This window comes from Streptomyces sp. (assembly GCF_036524955.1).
Taxonomy (GTDB): Bacteria; Actinomycetota; Actinomycetes; order Streptomycetales; family Streptomycetaceae; genus Actinacidiphila.
This window is the reverse complement of the sequence record NZ_DATDBG010000028.1, coordinates 1-23,698: the sequence shown is the minus strand read 5'-3', so window position 1 is coordinate 23,698 and position 23,698 is coordinate 1. Positions and strand designations below refer to the sequence as shown.

Annotated in this window: 23 protein-coding genes; 13 read left to right on the top strand and 10 right to left on the bottom strand. The window is 71.9% G+C overall.

Annotation, left to right across the window (positions count from 1 at the left end):
* The 7 genes from VIW71_RS02395 to mce form a co-directional block, all read right to left on the bottom strand.
* Nucleotides 1–843, bottom strand: an 843-nt coding sequence (locus VIW71_RS02395) for an ABC transporter permease (protein ID WP_331620178.1), incomplete at its 3' end; no start/stop codon positions are given.
* The gene (locus VIW71_RS02390) at nucleotides 840–2,069 is read right to left on the bottom strand and encodes an ABC transporter ATP-binding protein (protein ID WP_331620177.1); all 1,230 of its coding nucleotides are present in this window, start codon (nucleotides 2,067–2,069) and stop codon (nucleotides 840–842) included. The genes VIW71_RS02390 and VIW71_RS02395, both read right to left, overlap by 4 nt.
* Before the next feature lie 170 nt (nucleotides 2,070–2,239).
* On the bottom strand, nucleotides 2,240–3,013 hold the full coding sequence (locus VIW71_RS02385) for an ABC transporter permease (protein ID WP_331620175.1): 774 nt from the start codon (nucleotides 3,011–3,013) through the stop codon (nucleotides 2,240–2,242).
* Between the two features lies 1 nt (nucleotide 3,014).
* On the bottom strand, nucleotides 3,015–4,052 hold the full coding sequence (locus VIW71_RS02380; protein ID WP_331620174.1) for an ATP-binding cassette domain-containing protein: 1,038 nt from the start codon (nucleotides 4,050–4,052) through the stop codon (nucleotides 3,015–3,017).
* Nucleotides 4,053–4,173: 121 nt separating this feature from the next.
* Entirely contained in the window at nucleotides 4,174–5,112 is a 939-nt protein-coding gene (locus tag VIW71_RS02375; RefSeq protein ID WP_331620172.1) for a cellulose-binding protein, read from the bottom strand.
* 102 nt (nucleotides 5,113–5,214) lie between these two features.
* Nucleotides 5,215–8,790 (bottom strand): polarized growth protein Scy, encoded by a 3,576-nt coding sequence (gene scy / locus VIW71_RS02370; protein WP_331620171.1) that lies wholly within the window; start codon nucleotides 8,788–8,790, stop codon nucleotides 5,215–5,217.
* A gap of 189 nt (nucleotides 8,791–8,979) precedes the next feature.
* On the bottom strand, nucleotides 8,980–9,444 hold the full coding sequence (mce, locus tag VIW71_RS02365) for a methylmalonyl-CoA epimerase (RefSeq protein ID WP_331620170.1): 465 nt from the start codon (nucleotides 9,442–9,444) through the stop codon (nucleotides 8,980–8,982).
* 145 nt (nucleotides 9,445–9,589) lie between these two features.
* Here mce and VIW71_RS02360 point away from each other — a divergent pair, with 145 nt between their 5' ends.
* Nucleotides 9,590–10,807: an acetyl-CoA C-acetyltransferase gene (locus VIW71_RS02360; protein WP_331620169.1), complete on the top strand. Its 1,218-nt coding sequence runs from the start codon at nucleotides 9,590–9,592 to the stop codon at nucleotides 10,805–10,807.
* Between the two features lie 169 nt (nucleotides 10,808–10,976).
* Nucleotides 10,977–11,933 (top strand): methylmalonyl Co-A mutase-associated GTPase MeaB, encoded by a 957-nt coding sequence (meaB, locus tag VIW71_RS02355; RefSeq protein ID WP_331620179.1) that lies wholly within the window; start codon nucleotides 10,977–10,979, stop codon nucleotides 11,931–11,933.
* A 90-nt stretch (nucleotides 11,934–12,023) separates the two neighbouring features.
* Here the strand turns inward: meaB and VIW71_RS02350 are convergent, their stop codons facing one another.
* Nucleotides 12,024–13,208, bottom strand: a complete 1,185-nt coding sequence (locus VIW71_RS02350) for an MFS transporter (RefSeq protein ID WP_331620168.1) — start codon at nucleotides 13,206–13,208, stop codon at nucleotides 12,024–12,026.
* A 187-nt stretch (nucleotides 13,209–13,395) separates the two neighbouring features.
* On the opposite strand from VIW71_RS02350, the gene VIW71_RS02345 reads away from it, so the two are divergent.
* A complete protein-coding gene (locus tag VIW71_RS02345) occupies nucleotides 13,396–14,382 on the top strand; it encodes an ArsR/SmtB family transcription factor (protein WP_331620167.1) in 987 nt (328 codons plus the stop codon).
* A 240-nt stretch (nucleotides 14,383–14,622) separates the two neighbouring features.
* Here the strand turns inward: VIW71_RS02345 and VIW71_RS02340 are convergent, their stop codons facing one another.
* Entirely contained in the window at nucleotides 14,623–14,973 is a 351-nt protein-coding gene (locus VIW71_RS02340) for an MTH1187 family thiamine-binding protein (RefSeq protein ID WP_331620166.1), read from the bottom strand.
* On the bottom strand, nucleotides 14,970–15,329 hold the full coding sequence (locus tag VIW71_RS02335; protein ID WP_331620164.1) for a DUF3817 domain-containing protein: 360 nt from the start codon (nucleotides 15,327–15,329) through the stop codon (nucleotides 14,970–14,972). The genes VIW71_RS02340 and VIW71_RS02335 overlap by 4 nt, the downstream gene beginning before the upstream one ends.
* 193 nt (nucleotides 15,330–15,522) lie before the next feature.
* Between VIW71_RS02335 and VIW71_RS02330 the strand changes: the two genes are divergently transcribed.
* The 10 genes from VIW71_RS02330 to VIW71_RS02285 all read left to right on the top strand — a co-directional run bounded on the left by VIW71_RS02330 (nucleotide 15,523) and on the right by VIW71_RS02285 (nucleotide 23,465).
* Nucleotides 15,523–16,329 carry a DUF2127 domain-containing protein gene (locus VIW71_RS02330; RefSeq protein ID WP_331620162.1) on the top strand — a complete coding sequence of 269 codons (807 nt, stop codon included), beginning with the start codon at nucleotides 15,523–15,525 and terminating at the stop codon, nucleotides 16,327–16,329.
* Nucleotides 16,330–16,332: 3 nt separating this feature from the next.
* Nucleotides 16,333–16,971 (top strand): AIM24 family protein, encoded by a 639-nt coding sequence (locus VIW71_RS02325; protein WP_331620160.1) that lies wholly within the window; start codon nucleotides 16,333–16,335, stop codon nucleotides 16,969–16,971.
* Entirely contained in the window at nucleotides 16,971–17,621 is a 651-nt protein-coding gene (locus VIW71_RS02320) for an AIM24 family protein (protein ID WP_331620159.1), read from the top strand. Before VIW71_RS02325 ends, VIW71_RS02320 begins: the two co-directional genes overlap by 1 nt.
* Nucleotides 17,618–18,376: an AIM24 family protein gene (locus tag VIW71_RS02315; protein WP_331620158.1), complete on the top strand. Its 759-nt coding sequence runs from the start codon at nucleotides 17,618–17,620 to the stop codon at nucleotides 18,374–18,376. The genes VIW71_RS02320 and VIW71_RS02315 overlap by 4 nt, the downstream gene beginning before the upstream one ends.
* Nucleotides 18,377–18,431: 55 nt before the next feature.
* Nucleotides 18,432–18,914, top strand: a complete 483-nt coding sequence (locus tag VIW71_RS02310; RefSeq protein ID WP_331620157.1) for a MarR family winged helix-turn-helix transcriptional regulator — start codon at nucleotides 18,432–18,434, stop codon at nucleotides 18,912–18,914.
* A 109-nt stretch (nucleotides 18,915–19,023) separates the two neighbouring features.
* Nucleotides 19,024–20,286 (top strand): L,D-transpeptidase, encoded by a 1,263-nt coding sequence (locus tag VIW71_RS02305; protein ID WP_331620156.1) that lies wholly within the window; start codon nucleotides 19,024–19,026, stop codon nucleotides 20,284–20,286.
* A 128-nt stretch (nucleotides 20,287–20,414) separates the two neighbouring features.
* The gene (locus VIW71_RS02300; protein WP_331620155.1) at nucleotides 20,415–20,924 is read left to right on the top strand and encodes a MarR family winged helix-turn-helix transcriptional regulator; all 510 of its coding nucleotides are present in this window, start codon (nucleotides 20,415–20,417) and stop codon (nucleotides 20,922–20,924) included.
* 95 nt (nucleotides 20,925–21,019) lie between these two features.
* Nucleotides 21,020–21,361: a DUF3817 domain-containing protein gene (locus tag VIW71_RS02295; RefSeq protein WP_331620154.1), complete on the top strand. Its 342-nt coding sequence runs from the start codon at nucleotides 21,020–21,022 to the stop codon at nucleotides 21,359–21,361.
* 73 nt (nucleotides 21,362–21,434) lie between these two features.
* A complete protein-coding gene (locus VIW71_RS02290; RefSeq protein WP_331620152.1) occupies nucleotides 21,435–23,135 on the top strand; it encodes an acyl-CoA mutase large subunit family protein in 1,701 nt (566 codons plus the stop codon).
* Between the two features lie 159 nt (nucleotides 23,136–23,294).
* Complete coding sequence (locus tag VIW71_RS02285) at nucleotides 23,295–23,465, top strand: DUF397 domain-containing protein (protein ID WP_331620151.1); 171 nt, start codon at nucleotides 23,295–23,297, stop codon at nucleotides 23,463–23,465.
* Nucleotides 23,466–23,698 lie beyond the last annotated feature (233 nt).

Sequence of the window (23,698 nt, the reverse complement as noted above, 5' to 3'; positions counted from 1 at the left end):
GAGGGCGGCCGCGCTGACGCAGGCGAGGATGACGAGTTGGACGACGCCGTTCTGGTCGTCGCCGCCGATCATGGGGATGCGGTAGAGGGAGGCGAGGGCGTTGGGGGAGGAGTACTTGACCAGGGCGTCGCGGGTGGACTGGAGACTGCCGGGGAGGAAGATCGCCACGATGATCGGCAGCAGCACCACGCCGAGCATGGTGGTGATCGCGCCGGCCGAGTGCCGCAGCAGCGTGCCGACGGCGAGCGCGAGCAGGCCGAGGAGGGCGACGTAGAGGCCGACGCCGACCGTGGCACCGAGCCATTCCGAGCCGCCGGCGCTGGTGACGCCGTCCTTGACGACCACGCCGGGGTGGTCGCGGTAGTCGGTCGGGACGGACTTGCCGCCCACCGTGCTCCAGCTGACCAGCGCGGTGATCGTGCACGCCACGGTGGTGGTGACGAACGACAGGCAGAAGAAGACGATCGCCTTGGCGGTGAGCACCCGGCCGCGCTGCGGGCACGCGGTGAAGGTGGTACGGATCATGCCGGTGCCGTACTCCGAGGTGATCACCAGCACACCGAGCGTGATGATCGCCAACTGGCCCAGCATCAGTCCGAACAGGCCCGGCGCGAGCACCGGCACGTCCGTTTCGCCGCTGTTCGAGAGCGGCACGACGACCAGCAGGTTGATCCCGACGACCAGCACGAGCATGACGCCGAGCGTCCACATCGTGGATCGCACGGTCCGGATCTTGGTCCACTCGGAGCGCAGCGCGTGGCTGAGGCGGGTCTGCTCCACCGGCAGTCGAGAGGCGAACTGCGGCTGCTGGTAGCCGTACGGCGCGGGGGCGGGGGCGGTCATCGGGCGTCCTCGCTGTCGGACTTGGTGAGGCTGGGTGCGGGTGCGGGTGCGGGTGCGGTCGGGACGGGACCGGCCGGGTGTGCGGGTGCTGCGGCGGTCGGTACGGGACCGGCCGGCGCCGGAACGTAGGGCTGCGGCGGCCCGAACTGCTGCTGCGGCACCGGCGGTTGCTGCTGCGGCCACCCCCAGCCGGCCTGCGGGCCACCGTGACCCGGCATGCCCGGCGCACCACCCGGCCCGCCCACCGCGTACCCCGGCCCGTACGCCCCCTGCACCCCGTAGGCCTGCTGCTGCAACCCCTGCCGCGCGTCCTGCGTGGAGCGGTAGTCCACCGCCCCGCTGGTGAGCCGCATGTACGCCTCCTCCAGCGACGCCTGGTGCGGGGAGAGTTCCCACAGCCGCACCTCGGTGTCGAACGCGATGTCGCTGATCCTGGGCAGTTCCAGCCCGGTGACCCGCAGCGCGCCGTCCTGCTCGTGCTGTACGCTCGCGCCCGCGCCGGTCAGCGCCTTGCCGAGCTTCTCACGCTGCCCGGCGTCGTCCGGCGTGCGCACCAGCGCGTACCCGGTGGAATGGCGCGCGATGAAGTCCTTCACGCTCATGTCGGCGAGGAGCCGGCCGCGGCCGATGACGATCAGGTGGTCGGCGGTGAGCGCCATCTCACTCATCAGGTGGCTGGAGACGAAGACCGTACGGCCTTCCGCGGCCAGCTTGCGCATCAGGGTGCGCACCCAGTGGATGCCCTCGGGGTCCAGGCCGTTGACCGGTTCGTCGAAGAGCAGCACCTCGGGGTCGCCGAGCAGCGCGCCCGCGATGCCCAACCGCTGGCCCATGCCGAGCGAGAAGCCCTTGGAGCGGCGCCCGGCCACGTCCTGGAGGCCGACCACGCTCAGGACCTCGTCCACCCGGCGGGCCGGGATGCCGGACAACTGCGCCAGGCACAGCAAATGCTGTCGCGCGCTGCGCCCGCCGTGCACCGCCTTGGCGTCCAGCAGCGCGCCCACCCGCCGCGGCGCGTTGGGGAGTTGGCGGTACGGCAGCCCGCCGATCGTCACCTGTCCGGCCGTCGGCGCGTCCAGGCCCAGGATCATCCGCATCGTCGTGGACTTGCCCGACCCGTTGGGCCCGAGAAAGCCGGTCACGGTGCCTGGCCGCACCTGGAACGACAGGTCGTACACGGCCGTCTTCGCACCGTACTGCTTGGTCAGGCCGACTGCCTGGATCATGCTCCGCCCCTTGCGTGCCACGGGGGCACACGCCCCGTGGAGGAGGAAGCGTAACGGGTCAGGCCCGGTTCCCTGCACCCGCCACTTTTTCCGGACCGCTCACGCGTGGCTGCAGGCGTGGCTTCCGTGTCGCTTCAGGCCTGGCGTCACGTGGCGCTTCAGACGTCGCTTCAGGCGTCGCGGTTCTTCAGTACCGCGTACCCGCCGACCAGGGCCGCGGCGACCCACACGGCCATGATGGCGATGCCGCCCCAGGGACCGTAGGCGGTGTGCTCGCCGGAGGTGGGGACGACCTGCATGATCTTCCGGCCGGCCTGGTCGGGGAAGTAGCGGGCGACGGAATCGACCTTGGGGACGGCGGAGAGGATGGGGGAGACCAGGAAGAAGAACGGCATCAGGATGCCCAGCCCCAGCATCGGGCTGCGCAGCATCGCGGCGGCGCCCACGCAGAACAGGACCAGCAGGGTCATGTAGAGGCCGGCGCCGAACACGGCGCGCGCGACGCCCGGGTCGCCGATGTGCGCCTTGTGCGAACCGAGCAGCGACTGGCCCAGGAAGAACGTGAGGAAGCTGGTCACCATGGAGACCGCCAGGGCGAGCGCGCCGGCCACCGCGATCTTGGAGAAGTAGAAGGCGCCGCGCTGCGGGACCGCGGCCAGTGAGGTGCGGATCATGCCGGTGCTGTACTCGCTGGAGATCACCAGCACACCGAAGACGATCAGCGCGAGCTGGCCGAGGGTCATGCCGAAGAAGCTGGTGTTGGTCGGGTCGAAGGTCAGCTTGTCCGCGGTGGACAGGCTGTCGAAGGTGTTGTTGAAGACCAGGCAGATCACCGCGCCGAGCGCCGTGGTCACCAGGAAGGCCAGCGCCAGCGTCCAGATCGTGGAGCGCACCGACCGGATCTTCGTCCACTCCGACTGGAGGACGGCGGTGGGGGAGGCCATGTCAGCGCCCCTTTCCTGAACGGGGGGCGCGCCACTGGGCGCCCCACTGCGGCTGTTCCTGGGGGTCCGGCTGTCCGTACGCGCCCGGCGGCACCGGCTGCGGCGCGCCGGGTCCGGGCGGCCCCGCGGTCACCGCCTCACCCGCGTGGTACTCCACCGACTCCGCGGTGAGCTGCATGAACGCTTCCTCCAACGACGCGCGCTGCTGGCTGAGTTCGTGCAGTACGACCTGGTGCTGCGCGGCGAGTTCGCCGAGGACGGCCGCGTCGTCGCCCTGGATCTCCAGCGAACCGTCGCCGTTCTGCACCGGGGTGTGCCCGGCCGCGGTCAGTACGTCCTTGAACTGCTCGATCTGCGGGGTGCGGATCCGTACACAGGAGCGCGAGTTCTGGGCGATGAAGTCGGCCATAGAGGTGTCGGCGAGCAGCCGGCCCCGGCCGATGACGATCAGGTGCTCGGCGGTGAGCGCCATCTCGCTCATCAGGTGGCTGGAGACGAAGACGGTACGGCCCTGCGCGGCCAGGCTCTTCATCAGGTTGCGGATCCAGTGGATGCCCTCGGGGTCCAGGCCGTTCACCGGTTCGTCGAACATCAGGATCTCGGGGTCGCCGAGCAGCGCGCCCGCGATGCCGAGCCGCTGGCCCATGCCGAGCGAGAAGTTCTTCGACCGCTTCCTGGCCACCGCGCTCAGGCCCACGGTCTCCAGCACCTCGCCCACCCGGTGGCGGGAGATGCGATTGGCCTGGGCCAGGCACAGCAGGTGGTGGTACGCGGTGCGCCCGCCGTGGATCGCCTTGGCGTCCAGCAGCGCGCCGATGTACTTCAGCGGCTCGCTGAGCTGCGCGTAGTGCTTGCCGTCGATCCGTACGTCGCCGCTGGTGGGGGTGTCCAGGCCGAGCAGCATGCGCATCGTCGTGGACTTGCCCGCGCCGTTCGGCCCGAGGAAACCGGTCACCACGCCGGGGCGCACGGTGAAGGTCAGACGGTCGACAGCGGTCTTGTCCCCGTATCGCTTGGTGAGCCCCTGCAACTCAATCATGTGGCCGAGGCTAGCAAGACACGACGGAACCCCCGCCCGAGGAAAGGCGGGGGTTCCGGAAAAACCCGACGGAGAAACCGACGGAGAAACCCGACGGGGACGCTGCCGGGGAACGCGCGGCTCAGCGGGACTGCTGTGCCGGCACCCCGCGCGAGATCGGCTCGTCGTCGGCCGGGGAGCCGGCCGCGGCCACCGCGGCGCCGGTCAGCGTGGCCAGCATCTCGCGGACGTTGGTGAGCTGCGCGTTGATGCTGTCGCGGCGGTTGGTGAGCGCCGCCAGCTCGCGCTCGGACTCGCTGCGGATCCGGTCGGCCTTGGCGTTCGCGTCCGCGACGATGTCCTCGGACTGGCGCTGCGCGGTCTCCACCGTCTGGCGGGCGCGGCGCTCGGCGTCGGTACGCAGCTTCTCGGCCTCCAGGCGGAGCTGCTCGGCGCGGTGCTCGATCTCCGCCAGCCGCTTCTCCGCCTTGGCCTGCCGGGACGCCAGGTCCCGCTCGGACTGCTCGCGGCGCTTGGCCAGGTTGGTCTCGAAGTCCGCGGCGGCCTGGGCGGCCTTGGCACGGGTCTCCTCGAAGAGCGCGTCGGCCTCCTCCCGCTTGGCCTGCGCGTCCTTCTGCGCGTCCGCGCGGAGCTGGGTGGCGTCGCCCTTCGCCTTGTCGACGATCCGCACGCCCTCGTCCTCGGCCTTCGCCTTGCGGTCCGCGGCGTAGTTCTCCGCGTCGCTGCGCACCTGGGCGGCGGCCGACTCGGCCAGCTCGCGGTGCTGCTCGGCGGCGCGGCGGGCCTCCTCACGCAGATCCTTCGCCTCTTCCTCGGCGAGGCGGAGGATCTTCTCCACGCGCGCGCCCAGACCCGCGTAGGACGGTTCCGAGTCGTTCACCTGGGACTGGGCGTTCTGGGTTTCGAGGTGCAGTTCCTCGATGCGCTTCTCCAGGGCGGTGATCCTGGTCAGCGCGCTGTCACGGTCGGCGACGAGCTTGGTGATGCGGTCGTCCACCTGTCCGCGGTCGTATCCGCGCCGCACGAGCTCGAAGCCGAAGGGGGAGGAAGTGTCGCTCATGAGGTTCCTGTCGATTCAGACCGGTGAGGTGATAGGGGGAATCCTAGAGGCCCGGACGGCGTGTCACCGAGCCATTGGGCATTAGCTGTGGAGAATGTCCGCTCAATCGAGTGGAGCGTCGTCGATGCGCTTGCCACCTGTTCGAGTGGCGCCCGCGCCCGCACCAGCGGCGACGGTGCTCTTTGTACCGCCGCTGCTCGGCGCTTCGAACGACTCCAGTGCTTCCAGTACGTCCTGGACACGGGAGATCTCCGCGTTGATGTCTTCCCTGCGGCGTACCAGCGTCTCCAACTCCCGTCTGCCTTCGGCCACGACGCGCTCGGCCTCGGCCCGTGCCTCCCCCTTGACCCGTTCCGCCTCGCGCTCGGCCTCGGCCTTCTTCTGTTCGGCTTCCTTGAGCAGGCCCTCGACCTTCCTGACGGCGGCGATCCGTACCTTGCTCGCCTCCGAGGTCGCCGTGGACTTGATCTCCGCGGCCTTCGCCTCCGCCTCGGCGAGCTGCCCGGTCGCGGCGGCCACCAGTTTGTCGACGCGCTCGCCGACCGACTTCATCGCCTCCGCGGCCTCCTTGCGGGCCCGCTGGTGCAGCGCCTCCACCTCGGACTCGACACGCCGGCGCAGCTCTTCGGAACGCTCCCGGATCGCGGTGGCGTCCCGACGGGCCTCACCCAGCAGCGTATCGGCGTCGGTACGCGCCCGCTCCACCAGACTGTTGCCGTCCGAGGCGGCCTCGCTGACGATCCGTTCGGCCTCGCCGCGGGCCCCGCCGACCATGGCGTCGGCCTGGTCCTCGGCGGCCGACTGGGTCTTCAGCGCCTCGGCCCGCGCCTTGCCGATCAGCTCGTCGGCCTGCTCCGCGGCCTCGCTGCGCCGCTTGTTGGCCGCCTCGCGGGCCTCGTCGAACATCCGCTGCGCCTGGGCGCGGGCCGCCTCGGCCTCCCGCTCCGCGCCGTCCAGCGCCTGCTTGGCCAGCAGCCCGAGCCGTTCGGCCTCCTCGCGTGCCTTGCCGATCAGCTGGTCGGCCTGGCCCGCCGCGTCGGTACGCATCCGGTTGGCGTCCTCGCGGGCCTCGACGCGCAGCCGGTCGGCCTCCTCGATCGCCTCGTTGACCGTACGGTCGGCGAGCGCGCGGGCCGCCGCGGCCTCCTCCTGGCTCTCCCGGCGGACGCGTGCCGCGTCCTCGGAGGCCCGCTCCAGCGCGGAGTTGGCGTCCGCGTGCAGCCGGTCGGCCTCGCCCTGTGCCTCGGTCCGCAGCCGGTGGGCCGCGTGCTCGGCGGCCGACCGCAGTCCGGCGATCTCCTCCTCGGCCTCCTGCCGCAGTCCGGCGACCGCGTCCCGTACCTGCTGGGCGGTGTGCTCGGCCGCCGCCACCATCTCGGCAACCCGCTGCTCGGCCTCGGCGGACAGCCGGTCCGCCTCCGCCGCCGCGTCCTCCACCCGCTTGCGGGCGGCGGCCAGCAGTTCCTCGCTCTCCCGGCGGGCCTGGGCGCGCTCCTGCTCGGCGTCACCGCGGGCCGCCTCCACCAGCTCCTCGGCCGCGCGCCGGCGCCGTACCGCCTCCTCCTGCGCGGCGGCCAGCGCCTCGGCGGCCTCCACGCCGGCCCGGTCCGCCGCCGCAGCCGCCTCGGCGCGCAGCCGGTCGGCGGTCTCCTGCGCCTCGGCGCGCCGCTGCTCGGCCTCGGCCGCGGCCTCCGCCTGGAGCCGTACAGCGACGGCCTCGGCCTCCGCGCGGGTCTGCGCCGCGTCCGCCGCGGCCTCGTCGCGCAGCCGTACCGCCTCGGCCTCGGCCTGATCCTGGAGGGTACGGATCCGCTCGGCGGTCTCCTGCCGCAGCCGTTCGGCCTCCTCGGCGGCCGCGCCGCGAATCCGTTCGGCCTCGTCGGTGGCCTCGCGCAGCCGCTGCTCGGCCGTGGTGACCCGGGCCTCGGCCTCGTCGCGCAGCCGCAGCAGCTCGGTGTGGGCCTCGGACCGCATCCGGGCCACGGCCGTCTCGGCCTCCTCGCGCTGCTCGCGCGCGGCCCGGTCGGCCTCCTCCTGGACGGCGGCTGCCTGCCGCTCCGCCTCGGCCCGCAGCTCCTCGGCCTCGGTGCGTGCCTTGAGCAGTGCCTCCTCGGCCTTGGTGTTCAGCGCCGAGGTCCGCTCCACCGACTCGGACCGCATCCGGTCGGCCTCGGTCGCGGCGCCCTGCCGCACCTCGTCGCCGTCGGCGTTCGCCTTGGCCAGCAGCTCCTCGGCCTTGCGCGCGGCCTCCTCGATCTGCTGTACGGCCTCGCGCCGCGCCTCACCGCGGATCCGCTCGCCCTCGGCCACCGCGTCGGCCCGCAACTGCTCGGCCTCGCCGCGCAGCCGCCGGGCCTCCTCCTGGAGCTCGACGGTCCTGGCCCGGTACTCCTCGGTGTCGTCCTGCGCGGCGCCCCGCAGCTCCTGCGCGGACGCCTCGGCCTCGGTGCGCAGCCGGTCGGCCTCCGTGTCGGCCTCGCGGCGGATCCGCTCGGCCTCGTCGGCGGCGGCCTTGGTGGTGGAGCGGGCGTCCTCGGACGCCTTGGTGAGGATCTCCTCGGCGGCTCTGGCAGCCTGCGCGAGCTGCGCCGCCGCGTCCTCCGAAGCCGCCGCCCGGGCCGCCTCGGTCGCCTCGACGCGGATCCGCTCGGCCTCCGCGCGGGCGTCCGCGACGGTCTGCTCGGCCTCCGCCTTGGCCGCCTCGGCCTCCCGGTTGGCCTCGGCGACCATCCGGGCGATCTCGGCGCGGGCGGTACGGGTGCGCTGCTCGTTCTCGGTCTCGGTGAGCGCCAGCCGCTTGGCGGCGCCCGCCGCGGCCTCCTCACGCAGCCGCTCGGCCTCCGCGCGGGCGGTGCGCAGCGCCTCGTCGGCCTCCCGCAGCCGCTCCTCGGCCAGCCGGGACAGCTCGGCGGCGCGCGCCCGGGCCTCGTCGGACTCACTGCGGGTGGCGGTCCGCAACTGCTCGGCCTCGCTGGTGGCGTCCTGCGCCTGGGTGGACGCGGCGGTCAGCAGCCGCTCGGCGTCGGTGCGGGCCCGGCGCAGCAGTTGCTCGGCCTCGGCGCGGGCCGCCTGGGCCTCGGCGGTCAGCCGCTGGCCGGTCTGCTCGGCGACCCGGGTCGCCTCGGCGCGGGCGGCGGTCAGTGCCGCCTCGGACTCCGCGCGGGTCTCCTCCATCAGCCGGCGGGCCTGCGACTCGGTGCGGGCCCGCAACTGCTCGGCCCAGGCCACGTTCTCGCTGACGTGCGTCTCGACGTTGGCGCGGCGCTCGGCCAGTTCCTCGTCGAGCTGCCGGCGCCGGGCGACCGCCTCGGCGTGCCACTCGGCCTCGAACCTGGCCTGGTGCTCGGCCTGCTCCTGGAGCAGCCGCTGGGTCTGGGCGCGGGCCTCGCGCAGTTCGCGCTCGGCGTCGGCGCGGAGCTGGTCGGCCTGGATCTGGGCGTTGCGCAGAAGCTGGTCGGCCTGGTGGCCGATGTTGTCGTAGGCGGGACGGGACGCCAGGTTGCGCCGCGCCTCGTGCAGTTTGGCGCGCAGCACCTCGACCTGGTAACCGAGGTCGTCGGCATGGTCGACGGCCTTGCCCCGCTCGGTCCTCAGCCGTTCCATCTCGGCTTCGAGCAGGGAGAGGTGGTCGTCAGCCCGGTAGCTGTCATTAGCCCGGTAGCTGTCGTTGCCCCGCACTCCGCGGTCCCATCCGTCTCCTGGCGTCCTCACCCGCCAACCGGGTGAGATTCCCCGTCACTCCGTTTCAGACAGAGCTATACGAAGAATGGTGTCAGATCAACGTCGCGGAGCGGGAGCGTACCCAGGAGCGCCCTGGCCGCCCACCCCGGTCGGCCCGGTCACTCTACCGGGCAGAACGGGGTCGGGTCAGTGGTCCTCGTGGTCCCGAACGGGCTTTCCCCCGGCCTTGTCCTTCGCCGAGGTGACCAGTTCGGTGAGCACGCCGTGGCAGTCCTTGGGGTGCAGGAACGTGATCCGGGACTCCATCGAGCCGCGGCGCGGCTCGTCGTACAGCACCCGTACGCCCTTGCCCCGGATGGCCGAGGAGTCCGCGTCCACATCGGCGGTGCCGAAGGCGATGTGGTGGACGCCCTCGCCGTTCTTGGCCAGCCACTTGCCGACCGCGGAGTCCTCCCGGGTCGGTTCGAGGAGCTGGAGGTAGGAGGCGCCGCCGTCCGAGGTCTCGTTGATCTTGAGCATGGCCTCGCGGACGCCCTGTTCCTCGTTGACCTCGCTGTGGAGCACCTCGAAGCCGTATGTGGAACGGTAAAAGTCAACAGTCGTGTCGAGGTCGAAGCATGCGATCCCGATATGGTCGATTCGCGTCAGCATGGACACAGTGCATCGTATGACGTGTCGTCACGCAACGTGCGGGCCATCACACGGTACGCAGGGTGACCCGGTGGCAACCCGGCATACATTTGATGCTAACCCTCGTTAACTCCTCCTCTCTTCAAAGCCGAAAAGGGGCCGCACCATGACCAGTAAGGCACATATGTCCGTCATTGTCGCGGGTGCCCGCACCCCGATGGGCCGACTGCTCGGCAGCCTGCGCGGCTTCTCCGCGTCGGATCTCGGCGGGGTCGCGATCAAGGCCGCACTCGACCGGGCCGGCATCGGCGGCGACCAGGTGCAGTACGTGATCATGGGCCAGGTCCTCCAGGCCGGCGCCGGCCAGATCCCCGCCCGCCAGGCCGCCGTCAAGGCCGGCATCCCGATGTCCGTCCCCGCGCTCACCGTCAACAAGGTGTGCCTGTCCGGTCTCGACGCCATCGCGCTGGCCGACCAGCTCATCCGGGCCGGCGAGTTCGACATCGTGGTGGCCGGCGGCCAGGAGTCCATGACCAACGCACCCCACCTGCTCCCCAAGTCCCGGGAGGGCTACAAGTACGGCGCGATCGAGATGCTGGACGCGATGGCGTACGACGGCCTCACCGACGCCTTCGAGAACATCGCGATGGGCGAGTCCACCGAGCACCACAACACCCGGCTCGGCATCGAGCGCGGCCCGCAGGACGAGTTCGGCGCGCTGTCCCACCAGCGGGCCGCCGCCGCCCAGAAGAACGGCCTGTTCGACGCCGAGATCGCGCCGGTGGAGATCATTCAGCGCAAGGGCGACCCGGTGTTCTTCGCCCACGACGAGGGCATCCGCCCGGAGACCACCGCCGAGTCCCTGGCCCGGCTGCGCCCGGCCTTCACCAAGGACGGCACGATCACCGCCGGCACCTCCTCGCAGATCTCCGACGGCGCCGCCGCGGTGGTCGTGATGAGCAAGGCCAAGGCCGAGGAACTGGGGCTGGACTGGCTCGCCGAGATCGGGGCCCACGGCAATGTCGCGGGCCCGGACAACTCCCTGCAGTCCCAGCCGTCCAACGCGATCAACCATGCGCTGACCAAGGACGGCCTCACCGTCGCCGACCTCGACCTCATCGAGATCAACGAGGCGTTCGCCGCGGTCGCCGTCCAGTCCATGAAAGACCTCGGCGTGACCCCTGAAAAGGTGAACGTGAACGGCGGCGCGATCGCGCTGGGCCACCCCATCGGCATGTCCGGAGCCCGTATCGTGCTGCACCTGGCGCTCGAGCTGAAGCGGCGGGGCGGCGGCACCGGCGCGGCGGCCCTGTGCGGCGGCGGCGGTCAGGGCGACGCCCTGATCATCCGGGTGCCCGGCACGACGGCGACCACGGGCGGGTGAGCCACCGGGCGCGCCGGTGCCGAAAGGGAGAGCGGGCGCGGTGAGTGTTGGAGGTCCCCGGGCGACGGCAGGGAGAGGGCGAGTACGGTCGGCCTCCCCCTGACGTCGCCCGGGGGGACCCCCACATCGGGTGACCGCCCGAAGGCGAACCGAGCCACAACAGGAGGTACTGGTGGACGTCCCCACCTTGGTCGAGCAGGCACGCGAGGGCAGGCCGCGGGCCGTGGCCCGGCTGATCTCGCTCGTGGAGGGGGCGTCCCCGCACCTGCGCGAGGTGATGGCCGCGCTGGCGCCGCTGACCGGCGGCGCGTACGTGGTCGGCCTCACCGGCTCGCCCGGCGTCGGCAAGTCCACCTCCACCTCCGCCCTGGTCACCGCCTACCGCAAGGCGGGCCGCCGGGTCGGCGTGCTGGCCGTCGACCCCTCCTCGCCGTTCTCCGGCGGCGCCCTGCTCGGTGACCGGGTCCGGATGTCCGAGCACGCCTCGGACCCCGGCGTCTACATCCGCTCCATGGCCACCCGCGGCCACCTCGGGGGCCTGGCCTGGGCCGCCCCCCAGGCGATCCGGGTGCTGGACGCGGCCGGCTGCGAGGTGATCCTGGTGGAGACGGTCGGCGTCGGCCAGTCCGAGGTCGAGATCGCCGCCCAGGCCGACACCTCCGTCGTGCTGCTCGCCCCCGGTATGGGCGACGGCATCCAGGCCGCCAAGGCGGGCATCCTCGAAATCGGCGACGTCTACGTCGTCAACAAGGCCGACCGCGACGGTGCCGACGCCACCGCCCGCGAGCTCAACCACATGCTGGGCCTCGGTGAGACCCGTGGCCCCGGCGACTGGCGGCCCCCCATCGTCAGGACCGTCGCCGCCCGCGGCGAGGGCATCGACGAGGTGGTGGAGGCCCTCGACAAGCACCGCGCCTGGATGGAGGAACGCGGCGTCCTCGCCGAACGCCGCCGCGACCGGGCGGCCGGCGAGATCGAGAACATCGCCCTCGCCGCGCTGCGCGCCCGGATCGGCGACCTCCACGGCGACCAGCACCTCACCGCCCTCGCCCAGCGCGTCGCCGACGGCGTCCTCGACCCGTACGCGGCGGCCGACGAACTCGTCGCCGGGCTGACCGGCGGCTAGTGCCGGGCAGGTCACTCCGCACGCCTGTCCGGCGCGTCGCTGGACCCCGGCCCGCGCCTGCCGGTGCCGGTGCTCCTCACGCCGGGCTCCTCACGCCGGGCTCATCACTCCCGTCCGCGTCCTGCGCACCGAGCGCAGGACGCCGAGCACGCTCACGGTGCCCACCATCCCGCCGCCGCAGATCACCACGTACGGTGGGGCGAGTTCGGCGACGGCGCCGCCGGTGGCCATGCCCATGCCCTGGAGGGTCATGATGCCGGCGCCCATGAGGGACATGGCCTGGCCGCGCTTGTCCTCGGGCACCTCGTCGACGAACCACTTGTCCATGCCGAGCGCGTAGGCCGCGCACAGGCCGGTGCACAGCAGCAGGACGATCGCCACCGGCAGCGGCGGGCGCATCGCGAACGCGGCCATCGGAAGCAGGGAGACCGCGGCCAGCGGGACGGCGATCCGGTCGCGGGCGGCAGGGCCGAGCAGCGTGCCGGCCAGCACCTCGCTGGCGACCGTGCCCACCGGCATCGCGGCCAGGAAGACGCCGAAGCCGAGCGTGCCGGCGCCCGCCGCGTCCGCGAACGGCACGGCCACGCCCTCGGCGACCGCGAAGAACGTCGGCGGCACCCACCACATCAGCAACAGCGCGCGGATGCGCGGGTGGGCCAGGAGCTCCCCGGCCGAGGCGATCGACTCGCGCATCAGCGCGCCGGTGCCGGACCGGCGGGCAGGCCGGTCCACGGTGCCGAACCGCAGCAGCAGCGCGGACAGCAGAAACGTTCCGGTCGTCACGCACAGTGCGCCGCGCGGGGAGAGCCACACCAGCACCAGGCCGCCGATGCCGAACCCGACGATCTGCGAGGTCTGGCTGACGATCCGCACCAGGGAACGGCCGAGGATGTAGAGGTCCCCGTCCAGGATGTCGGCGAGGCTGGCCGCCCGGGTGCCGGTGAACAGCGGCGAGAGCATCGACACCGTGATCCGCAGCACGAAGAGCACCGCGAGCGGGGTGCCGGGAACGGCCATCACCGCCACGCACGCCGCGGACAGCAGGTCGCAGGCGACCAGCACCCGGCGTGCGGGGTAGCGGTCGGAGATCCCGGACAGCAGGACGCCGCTGAGCGCGTACGGCAGGAAGGTGAGCGCGAAGATCAGCGAGGTCAGCAGCGCGGAACCGGTCTGGCGGAAGACCAGCACGGCCAGCGCGACCTCGGCGAAGACGCTGCCGAGTATGGACAGGACATGAGCGGCGAAAATCGGGCGGAACTCACGGACCGAGAACACGGCGCCATACCCGGTGGGGACGCTTTCGCTGCTCCGCGGGGTGGTGGGAGCGTCGTCTGATCCGGCCGGCGATGGCGTGTTTCCACCACGTGGGGGGTGCTCGCTGTCCGTTGTCATGACATCACACTGGTGGCAGGGGCACCACCCGTCGTAGTCTTTCGGACTCAGCCGAATCTTGGGGGGCGTGATGTCGTTTCGTATGCGGTTTGCCGCCGAGGACCTGTTGCGCTGCCGGTTCGCGATTTCACCGTTGCGGGAGACCCAGGGGGCGATCCGTACGCTGTCCCGGCCCGACCGCCACGGCTACCACCTGCCGTGGCTCCGGCAGGTGCGCCCGGTCGCGGCCGGGCTCGATCTGGCGCCGCTGCGGCTGCTCGTCCCGGAGAACGGCTACGGTCCCGACTTCCTCCACCCGCTGCCCGAAGCGCCGCTGGCCACCCTGGAGGAGGAGCTGACCGCGGTACGGGCCACGCCGGTCGAGGAGGCGCGCCGCCAGATCGCCTCGGCCCTCGCGCAGACCCCGGGTGCGGCCGACACCCGGCGCGGCCGGGCGATGCTCTTCGATCCGGCCGGAACCGTACGGCAGCTGGCCGGTTTGTACGAGCATGTGTGGTCGGCGCTGCTCGCCCCGCACTGGCCGCGGCTGCGCGCGGTGCTGGAGGCGGACGTGGCGTACCACGCGCGGAGGTTGGCCGACGGCGGGATGCAGCGGCTGTTCACCGCCCTGCACCCGAAGCTCAGTTGGTCCGAGGGGGCGCTCACCGCGGTGGGGCACTCGGACCAGCTGCCGGAGCCCGGCGGGCAGGGTCTGGTGCTGGTGCCCAGCGTCTTCTTCTGGCCGGAGGCGGGGAGCGCCTTCGACCCGCCGTGGCAGCCCACCGTGATCTATCCGGCCCGCGGCATCGGCGGCCTGTGGGCCGAGAGCGGCCCGGCCGCCTCGACGGCGCTGGTCCGGCTGCTCGGCGCCAACCGCGCCGCGATCCTCACCGGCCTGGAGTCCCCCAGCACCACCACGGCCCTCGCCCACCGGCACGCCATGGCCATGTCCTCCGTCTCCGCACACCTGTCCGTGCTGCGGGACGCCGGCCTGCTCGCCGCGCGGCGATACGGCCACCAGGTGCTGTACGAGCGGACGCCGCTGGGGATCGCGGTGGCGACGGGCGGGCTGATGTAGCGGACGCGGGGCGGCGGGGCCCTGAGGCAGCCGTCCGGCACCCACCGCGCCCGCTCCACCGCCATGGTGCGCACCGAACTCCCGCCGGACTGTCGGCCCGGCTGCACCGCACCGCCGGGCAGAACGGGCTGACGGTCAACACAGCCGTCCAGGGGGCGTGGGAACGCCCGGCGCGACCGTACTCCCGGCGCTACGGCGCGAGGCGCCACGGCGCGCGGTCACGGGGGCGGGTCTTCCTGCTCACTCGCTTCGCGGGTGGCCTCGTTCCTCGGCCGCCCGCTCCGCGAGCTCGGGCGTCAGCCCTCCGAGGAACCGCTCGACCGTCTCCACCTTCGAGGTGAGCCCGCCCGTGACGCCCGGCCGGATGTCGGCCTTGAGGACCAGCGAGACCCGCGGCGCCCGCTCCTCGACGGCGGCGACGGCCCGCCGCACCACGTCCATCACCTCGTCCCACTCGCCCTCGACGGAGGTGAACATCGCGTCGGTACGGTTCGGCAGCCCGGACGCGCGGACCACCCGTACGGCGTCCGCCACGTACTCCCCGACGTCCTCGCCGACGCCCAGCGGAGTGACCGAGAAGGCGACGATCATGCCGCGTTCACCGGGTCCGCGTCCTGCCGTCCGGCGGCGGTACGGGCGGCGGCGACGCTCTCCTCGGACTCCCGCCGCAGCCGGCGCTCGGCGAAGAAGCCGCCGGCCGGCAGGGCGGAGAGCACCAGGTAGAGGGCGGCGCGGCCCAGCGGCCAGCGGGTGCGGTTCCAGGCGTCGGCCCAGAAGACGACGTAGAGGATGAAGAGCACGCCGTGGACCGCGCCCATCACGGGCACCGCGTTGAAGTCGGTGGTGCGCTTGAGCACCGAGCAGATCAGCAGGAGCAGGAACGACACCGCTTCCGGAGCGGAGATCAGCCGCAGCCTGCGCAGGGCGGTGGCGGTCTTCAGGTCCACGGGAACCTCACTGTCGACGGGGGCGGCCGCGGGACGGCCGCGGGACGCACACTTGTGAAAGTGATCACAAGGCACATGTCCATTATCACCGGAGCGTATCGATGGTCCGCCCCGGGGGTCGGCAACCGCCCGCCGGGAGGTAGCGTCCCCTTCCACGTACACCCTGACCGACCACCCACGGGGACCGACACCGATGAGCATCGACTGGGACCGGCGGCGCTGTTCCCGCAAGGGCCACATCACCTACGCGCCCGACGAGCCGCGCCTGCGCGAGAAGCTGCACGCGACCACCGCGGTCGGCACCGTCTGGCGCTGCCTGCGCTGCGGCGACTTCGCGCTCGGCGAACCGCACGGCTCCGGCCCGGCCGACCGCGCCCCCGGGGTGCCGCGCGGCCGGGCGCTGCGCGACCTGTTCGTCCTCCGCTTCCTCGGGGTCGAGCGGATCGCGCGCGGCCTGCTCATCGTGGTCGCCGCCTATGCGGTGTGGAGGTTCAGCAACTCCCAGAACGCGGTGCGCGAGCTCTTCGAGGCGGACCTGACCGCCTTCGAGCCGGTCGCCGACCACTGGCACTACGACCTCGACCACTCGCCGATCGTCGACACGATCCGCAAGACCTTCGACTACAAGAGGTCCACCCTGCACCTGGTGGCCGTGGGCCTGCTCGGCTACGCGGCGATCGAGATCATCGAGGGCTTCGGCCTGTGGCGGGCCAAGCGCTGGGCGGAGTACCTGACGGTGGTGGCGACCGCCGCCTTCCTGCCCGTCGAGGTCTACGAGCTCACCGAGAAGATCAGCTACCTCAAGATCGGCACCCTGGTCCTCAACATCCTCGCCGTCCTGTACATCCTGCTCTCCAAGCGGCTCTTCGGCCTGCGCGGCGGCCGGGAGGCGTTCGAGGCCGAGCGGCGCAGCGCCTCGCTCGTGGAGGTCGAGGAGGCGGCCGGGGAGAAACCGGAACCGCTGCCGGTACGGCGTCGGCCGACCGCGACCATCGGCTGACCGATGGCGAACTTCCGGCTCCAGGGCTCCCGTGTGCTCGCCGTGGACCTCGACGGCGACGCCGTCAAGGCGAAGAACGGCGCGATGGTCGCCTATGACGGTGAGATGACGTTCAGGAAGATGACCGGCGGCGGCGAGGGCCTGCGCGGACTGGTCACCCGCCGCGTCACCGGCGAGGCGATGGCCGTCATGGAGGTGAAGGGCCGCGGCACCTGCTACTTCGCCGACCGCGCCACCGAGATCAACCTCGTCCGGCTGACCGGCGAGAAGCTCTTCGTCGAGGCGAGCAACCTGCTGGCCACCGACGCCGGCCTGCGCACCGGCACCACCTTCACCGGCCTGCGCGGCGCCTCGCAGGGCAACGGCCTGTTCACCACCACCGTCGAGGGCCACGGGCAGGCCGCGATCATGTCCGACGGGCCCGCGATCGTCCTGCGGGTCTCCGCCGCGGCCCCGCTGACCGTCGACCCGGGCGCGTACATCGCCCACACCGGCAACCTCCGACAGCAGCTCCAGACCGGCATCGGCTGGCGCACCCTGATGGGCGAGGGCTCCGGCGAGAGCTTCCAGATCCGTTTCGAGGGCGAGGGCCTGGTGTACGTACAGCCCAGCGAGCGCACCACGATCGGGGGCCGGCTCTAATGCCGTTCACCCGGATCAACTCCAAGATGGTCGAAGCGCCGATCGCGCCCGGTCAACGGATGTTCAGCCAGCGCGGCGCCATGCTCGCCTACCGCGGCGAGGTCTCCTTCACGCCCGACATCACCGGCGGCCAGGGCGGCGTGGTGTCGATGATCGGCCGACGGCTGGCCAACGAGGCGACCCCGCTGATGACCGTGGAAGGCAACGGCTCGGTGATGTTCGGCCACGGCGGACACCACATCCACACCGTGGACCTGTGGGGCGAGACCCTGTACGTGGAGGCCGACCGGCTGCTGGCGTTCGACGGCTCGCTGCGGCAGGGCACGATGTTCATGGGCTCGCAGGGCGGTGTGATGGGCGTGATACGGGGTCAGGTCACCGGTCAGGGCCTGTTCACCACCACCCTGCAGGGCAACGGCTCGGTGGCGGTGATGGCCCACGGCGGCGTCATCGAACTGCCGATCACCCCGGGGCGCCCGGTCCACGTCGACCCGCAGGCGTACGTCGCCCACCGCGGTGACGTACGCAACCGGCTCTCCACCGCGATCGGCTGGCGCGAGATGGTGGGCCGCGGTTCGGGCGAGGCGTTCCAACTGGAGCTGTCGGGGCAGGGGACGGTGTACGTGCAGGCGTCGGAGGAGAAGTTGTGACCCGTTCCCCGTACCCCTACGACGGCGGGCCGGTGGTCCACGACCCCGTCACCCTCCCGTCGGACGACAACGTCAACCCGTACGCCTTCAGCGTGGACCTGGACGGCCGGTGGTTCCTGCAGAAGGGGAAGATGATCGCCTACTACGGGCAGATCGACTTCCACGCCATCGGCCACGGCCCGCTCGACCGGCTGGTCGCGGCCAACTTCCACTCGCCGCTGCACGCCGCGCAGTGGGTGGTCGCCCAGGGCCGGGGCAAGATGCTGCTCGCCGACCGCGCCTACGACGTCAACTCCTACGACCTCGACAACGGCAACCTCACCATACGCTCCGGCAATCTGCTGGCCTTTCAGCCCGGGCTCGCACTCAAGCAGTCGATCATCCCGGGCTTCCTCACCCTGATCGGCACCGGGAAGTTCGTCGCCGCCTCCAACGGCGCCGTCCACTTCGTCGAGCCGCCCATCCGCGTCGACCCGCAGGCGCTGGTCGGCTGGGCCGACTGCCCCTCGCCCTGCCACCATTACGACCACGGCTACATGCGCGGCGTGCTCGGCGGCATCCGGGGCCTCACCGGTATCGGCGGCGCGTCCGGCGAGGAGCACCAGTTCGAGTTCGTCGGCGCCGGCCAGGTGCTGCTGCAGTCCACCGAGACACTGATGGACGCGGCAGACACCGGTAGCGTCCCCGCGGCGGCGGGACCCGGAGTCCCGGGCGCCGCCCTCCCCGGCCCCACCCAACCCCGTTCCGGACGGTGACCGCATGACTACCCAATCGATGATCAACCTTTCAACCGCCGGTAGAATTGCGGATATGGAGACCGAGACCGCGGACGCCGTCACCACCTGGCTCACCGAGGACGAGCAGCGCGCCTGGCGCATCCACCTCGACGTCAGCCGACTACTGATGTACCAACTCGAGCGGGACCTGCAACCTTTCGGGCTGACCAACAACGACTACGAGATCCTGGTGAACCTCTCCGAGGCGGACGACCACCGCATGCGGATGAGCGACCTCGCCAAGTCCACCCTCCAGTCCAAGAGCCGCCTCTCCCACCAGATCACGCGGATGGAAACGGCGGGTCTGGTCCGCCGGGAGAACTGCGACACCGACCGCCGCGGCTTCTACGCCGTCCTCACCGACCACGGCTGGGACACCATGCGCCAGGTCGCCCCCCGCCACGTGGCCTCCGTCCGCACACACTTCATCGACCTCGTCTCCGCGGCTGACCTCGCCTCCTACCACCGCGCGATGCTCCCGGTGGCGGCCCACCTGCGCGAGGCCCGCGGCCGATGACCGCGGGCGACCCCGTCACCCGACGCCAAGGCGACCCGCGGCCCGGTCGTACACCACGGTTCGGGCGCCGCCGACCCACGAACCGCTGCTGACAAGGATCATGACTCCCGTGTCCCACATACGCTTCCCCCGATCGCGGGCGCTCACCGTGCCCGCCGTGCTGCTGGCCGTGGCGCTGGGCGCCACCGCGTGCGGCGGCCACGACACCAAAGGCGGCGGTGACCCGCAGGCCGGCAAGGGCGGTTCCGGCCGGTCGGCGTCGCCCACCCCCACCGGGCCGCGGGTCACCGTGGAGCCCGCCGCCGACGCGACCGCGGTGGACCCGGCGGCCCCGGTGAAGGTGACCGTCCCCGACGGCACCCTGTCCACCGTGACCGTCACCCCCGACGGCACGGCGTCCGACGGTGTGCGGCCCGTCGAGGTGACCGGCGTGCTGGACGCCGCCAAGCACACCTGGACCTCCGACCGGACGATGACGCCCGGCACCTCGTACACGGTGCGGGTGACCGCCGCCGACGCGTCCGGCACGCAGACCCGGACCACCAGCACCTTCCGGACCGTCACGGCGGCCAGGATCAACGGCGTCACGCCGACCCCGCTCAACAACGCCGTGGTCGGCGTCGGCCTGCCGGTCTCGCTCGCCTTCGACAAGCCGGTCGTCAACAAGGCGGCCGTCGAGAAGGCGCTCAGCATCACCACCACCCCGGCCGTGCAGGGCAGTTGGGGCTGGATCACCGACCCGCTGACCGGCATCCAGCGGGTGGACTGGCGCCCGGACACCTACTGGAAGCCCGGCACCAAGGTCACGCTGACCGCCAAGCTCAGCGGCATCGACACCGGGAACAACCGCTACCTGCGGCGGGACGTGCACGACACGTTCACCATCGGCACGGCGCGGATCTCGTACGTGGACCTGAAGGCGAAGACCATGCGGGTCACCGAGAACGGCCGCACTGTCAAGGACTTCAAGATCTCCGGGGGCAGGGCCGACTTCCCGACCTGGAACGGGCAGATGGTCGTGATCGGCAAGCAGTCCACGATCCGGATGACCTCGGCCTCGGTGGGCATCGCGACCAACAAGGACGCCGCCGACTTCTACGACAAGGACGTGAAGTTCGCGGTGCACATCACCACGTCCGGCACCTTCACCCATGCCGCGCCCTGGAACGACGCGCTGATGGGCGTGCGCAACAACAGCCACGGCTGCGTCGGCATGCGCACCGCGGACGCCAAGTGGTTCTTCGACCGGGCCACCCGCGGTGACCTGGTGATCGCCCACGGCTCCACCCGGGCGACCGTCGACAAGGGCAACGGGTACGGCGAGTGGAACCTCACCGTGGACCAGTGGCGCGCGCTGAGCGCGCTCGGCTGACGGACGGAGCGACGCCCGCCTGACGGACCAGAGGCCGCTCGACCGCGGGAGTCCGTTCGGCGGCGCTTCGCCGCCCGCTGGGCGAGACACGTGTGCCCGGTATGTGACCGACGGGTAGGCTCAGGCGCGTGTCAAAGCCCCTGAGCCTGCCCTTCGACCCGATCGCCCGCGCCGACGAACTGTGGACGCGGCACTGGGGCCAGGTGCCCTCGATGGCCGCCATCACCTCGATCATGCGGGCCCAGCAGATCCTGCTCGGTCAGGTGGACGCGGTCGTGAAGCCGTACGGGCTGACGTTCGCGCGCTACGAGGCGCTGGTGCTGCTCACCTTCTCCAAGGCCGGCGAACTGCCGATGTCCAAGATCGGTGAGCGGCTGATGGTGCACCCCACCTCCGTCACCAACACGGTGGACCGCCTGGTCGCGGCCGGCCTGGTCGCTAAGCGACCCAATCCCAACGACGGCCGCGGCACGCTCGCCTCGATCACCCCCAAGGGCCGCGAGATCGTCGAGTCCGCCACCCGCGACCTGATCGCCATGGACTTCGGCCTGGGCGCGTACGACAGCGAGGAGTGCGGGGAGATCTTCGCCCTGCTGCGGCCCTTGCGGATAGCGGCCGGGGATTTCGAGGAGGGCTGAGTAGGGGGGCCGAGTACGGGGGCCGCGGCCGGGGACGGGCGCCGGAGGTCAGGGCCGACGAGGGCGGGCGGAACGCACCGGTTAGGCTGCCTGGCATGAAATCCAGCGTGCTGACCCGCTACCGGGTGATGGCCTACGTGACAGCCGTCCTGCTGATCGCCCTCAGTGCCGGGGTCATCGCCGAACGAGTGCTGCACCTCGACGGCGCGGACACCTTCACCAGCGCCGTCGGCTTCGCCCACGGCTGGCTCTACGTCGTGTACCTCGTTTTCGCCTTCGACCTCTGCTCCAAGGCGAAGTGGCCGGTCGGCCGGATGGCCTGGGTGCTGCTGGCCGGCACGATCCCGACCGCCGCGATCTTCGTGGAGCGCCGCGTCACGCGCGAGCTCGCGCCCAGGGTCGTCACCGCCGACGCGGGCGAGCCCGTCGAGGCCTGAGAGACCGGGCTCACTCACCCGGCCGGCCGCTTCCCGTCGACAGTTACTTGGACGTCCTAGTAAATTCGAAGGTATGGACGCCCACGGCATCGAGGCAGGCCGCCAGCGCTGGCAGGCACGGTACGACTCCGCGAGGAAGCGGGAGGCCGACTTCAGCACGCTGTCGGGTGACCCGGTCGATCCGGTGTACGGGCCACCGCCCGGCACCGACGTGCCGGGGTTCGAGCGGATCGGATGGCCCGGGGAGTACCCGTTCACCAGGGGGCTCTACGCGACCGGCTACCGCGGCCGGGCCTGGACGATCCGGCAGTTCGCCGGGTTCGGGAACGCCGAGCAGACCAACGAGCGGTACAAGATGATCCTGGCCGCGGGCGGCGGCGGCTTGTCGGTCGCCTTCGACATGCCGACTCTGATGGGCCGCGACTCCGACGACCCGCGCTCGCTCGGCGAGGTCGGCCACTGCGGGGTCGCCGTCGACTCCGCCGCCGACATGGACGTGCTGTTCCGGGGCATCCCGCTGGGCGAGGTCACCACCTCGATGACGATCTCCGGACCCGCCGTCCCGGTCTTCTGCATGTACCTGGTCGCCGCCGAGCGCCAGGGCGTGGACCCCGCCGTCCTCAACGGCACCCTGCAGACCGACATCTTCAAGGAGTACATCGCCCAGAAGGAGTGGCTGTTCGCCCCCGAGCCGCACCTGCGGCTGATCGGCGACCTGATGGAGCACTGCGCGGCCCGCATCCCCGCGTACAAGCCGCTGTCGGTCTCCGGCTACCACATCCGCGAGGCGGGCGCGACCGCCGCGCAGGAGCTGGCGTACACCCTGGCCGACGGCTTCGGCTACGTGGAGCTCGGTCTCAGCCGCGGCCTGGACGTGGACACCTTCGCCCCGGGCCTGTCGTTCTTCTTCGACGCGCACCTGGACTTCTTCGAGGAGATCGCCAAGTTCCGCGCCGCCCGCCGGATCTGGGCCCGTTGGATGCGCGACGCCTACGGCGCCACGTCCGACAAGGCGCAGTGGCTGCGCTTCCACACCCAGACCGCCGGGGTCTCGCTCACCGCCCAGCAGCCGTACAACAACGTGGTGCGGACCGCCGTGGAGGCGCTGTCCGCGGTGCTCGGCGGCACCAACTCGCTGCACACCAACGCCCTGGACGAGACGCTGGCGCTGCCCAGCGAGCAGGCCGCGGAGATCGCGCTGCGCACCCAGCAGGTGCTGATGGAGGAGACCGGGGTCGCCAACGTCGCGGACCCGCTCGGCGGGTCGTGGTACGTGGAGGCGCTGACCGACCGGATCGAGGCGGACGCGGAGAAGATCTTCGACCGGATCAGGGAGCTGGGAACCAGGGCGGTGCCCGGCGGGGAGCACCCGATCGGCCCGATGACCTCCGGCATCCTGCGCGGTATCGAGGACGGCTATTTCACCGGGGAGATCGCCGAGTCGGCGTTCCAGTACCAGCGGGCGCTGGAGAAGGGCGAGAAGGGCGTCGTCGGGGTGAACCGGAACACCGGCTCGGTCACCGGGGACCTGGAGATCCTGCGGGTCAGCCACGAGGTGGAGCGCGAGCAGGTCCGCGTCCTGGCCGAGCGCCGCGCCCGCCGGGACGACGCGGCGGTACGGGCGGCACTCGGCGCCATGGTGACGGCGGTACGGGACGGCGCCAACACGATCGCCCCGATGCTGGACGCGGTCCGGGCCGAGGCGACGCTCGGCGAGATCTGCGACGCGCTGCGGGCGGAGTGGGGTACGTACACCGAGCCGGCGCGGTTCTGAGCCGGTTTCCTGGCCGGTCTTCCTGCTCGCTCCCTGTGCGGGTGGCCTCGTTCCTCGGCCGCCCGCTGCGGGAGTTCGGGCGTCGGCCCTTTGAAGCCGGCGGTCACCCGCCCTCGTACCCTCATACGCACTCAACCGGCCCTCCAGGGAAGGAAATGCGTGTCGCTCGAAGCGACCGTCGGTGACGACGGGATGATCTACATTCGCGAGACAGACCAGCCGGAGGTGGTGGCCGTCACCACCGCCGCGAAGTGGGAGGCGTTCGTCAAGGGCGTCAGGGCGGGGGAGTTCGACCACTTCGTCGCGGAGGTGGAGTCCGAGGTCGGTTAGCGCGGCAGGGCGGGCCGGCCCGGCCTGCCCGGCCCGCCGATGTCGGAGACGAGCAGTCCTCGTCCACCGGTCCGGAGCCGACCATCAGCCCGTGCACCACCGAGCCCGCCACCACGTCGAAGATCATGTCGTCCCGCCCGGGGTCCGCGGCGCCGCGGACCGGCGGGAGTTCCCCGCGGCGCGGGGCGCGATCGCGGCCGAGCAGGACCCGGGGCGTCGGGCGGTCCACGATC

Excerpts from the sequence above, each read along its gene's own strand:
- VIW71_RS02390 (WP_331620177.1), bottom strand. The coding sequence starts at position 2,069 with ATGATCCAGGCAGTCGGCCTGACCAAGCAGTACGGTGCGAAGACGGCC.
- VIW71_RS02385 (WP_331620175.1), bottom strand. The coding sequence starts at position 3,013 with ATGGCCTCCCCCACCGCCGTCCTCCAGTCGGAGTGGACGAAGATCCGG.
- VIW71_RS02380 (WP_331620174.1), bottom strand. The coding sequence starts at position 4,052 with ATGATTGAGTTGCAGGGGCTCACCAAGCGATACGGGGACAAGACCGCT.
- VIW71_RS02375 (WP_331620172.1), bottom strand. The coding sequence starts at position 5,112 with ATGAGCGACACTTCCTCCCCCTTCGGCTTCGAGCTCGTGCGGCGCGGA.
- mce (WP_331620170.1), bottom strand. The coding sequence starts at position 9,444 with ATGCTGACGCGAATCGACCATATCGGGATCGCATGCTTCGACCTCGAC.
- VIW71_RS02360 (WP_331620169.1), top strand. The coding sequence starts at position 9,590 with ATGACCAGTAAGGCACATATGTCCGTCATTGTCGCGGGTGCCCGCACC.
- VIW71_RS02345 (WP_331620167.1), top strand. The coding sequence starts at position 13,396 with ATGTCGTTTCGTATGCGGTTTGCCGCCGAGGACCTGTTGCGCTGCCGG.
- VIW71_RS02340 (WP_331620166.1), bottom strand. The coding sequence starts at position 14,973 with ATGATCGTCGCCTTCTCGGTCACTCCGCTGGGCGTCGGCGAGGACGTC.
- VIW71_RS02330 (WP_331620162.1), top strand. The coding sequence starts at position 15,523 with ATGAGCATCGACTGGGACCGGCGGCGCTGTTCCCGCAAGGGCCACATC.
- VIW71_RS02325 (WP_331620160.1), top strand. The coding sequence starts at position 16,333 with ATGGCGAACTTCCGGCTCCAGGGCTCCCGTGTGCTCGCCGTGGACCTC.
- VIW71_RS02320 (WP_331620159.1), top strand. The coding sequence starts at position 16,971 with ATGCCGTTCACCCGGATCAACTCCAAGATGGTCGAAGCGCCGATCGCG.
- VIW71_RS02310 (WP_331620157.1), top strand. The coding sequence starts at position 18,432 with ATGGAGACCGAGACCGCGGACGCCGTCACCACCTGGCTCACCGAGGAC.
- VIW71_RS02295 (WP_331620154.1), top strand. The coding sequence starts at position 21,020 with ATGAAATCCAGCGTGCTGACCCGCTACCGGGTGATGGCCTACGTGACA.
- VIW71_RS02290 (WP_331620152.1), top strand. The coding sequence starts at position 21,435 with ATGGACGCCCACGGCATCGAGGCAGGCCGCCAGCGCTGGCAGGCACGG.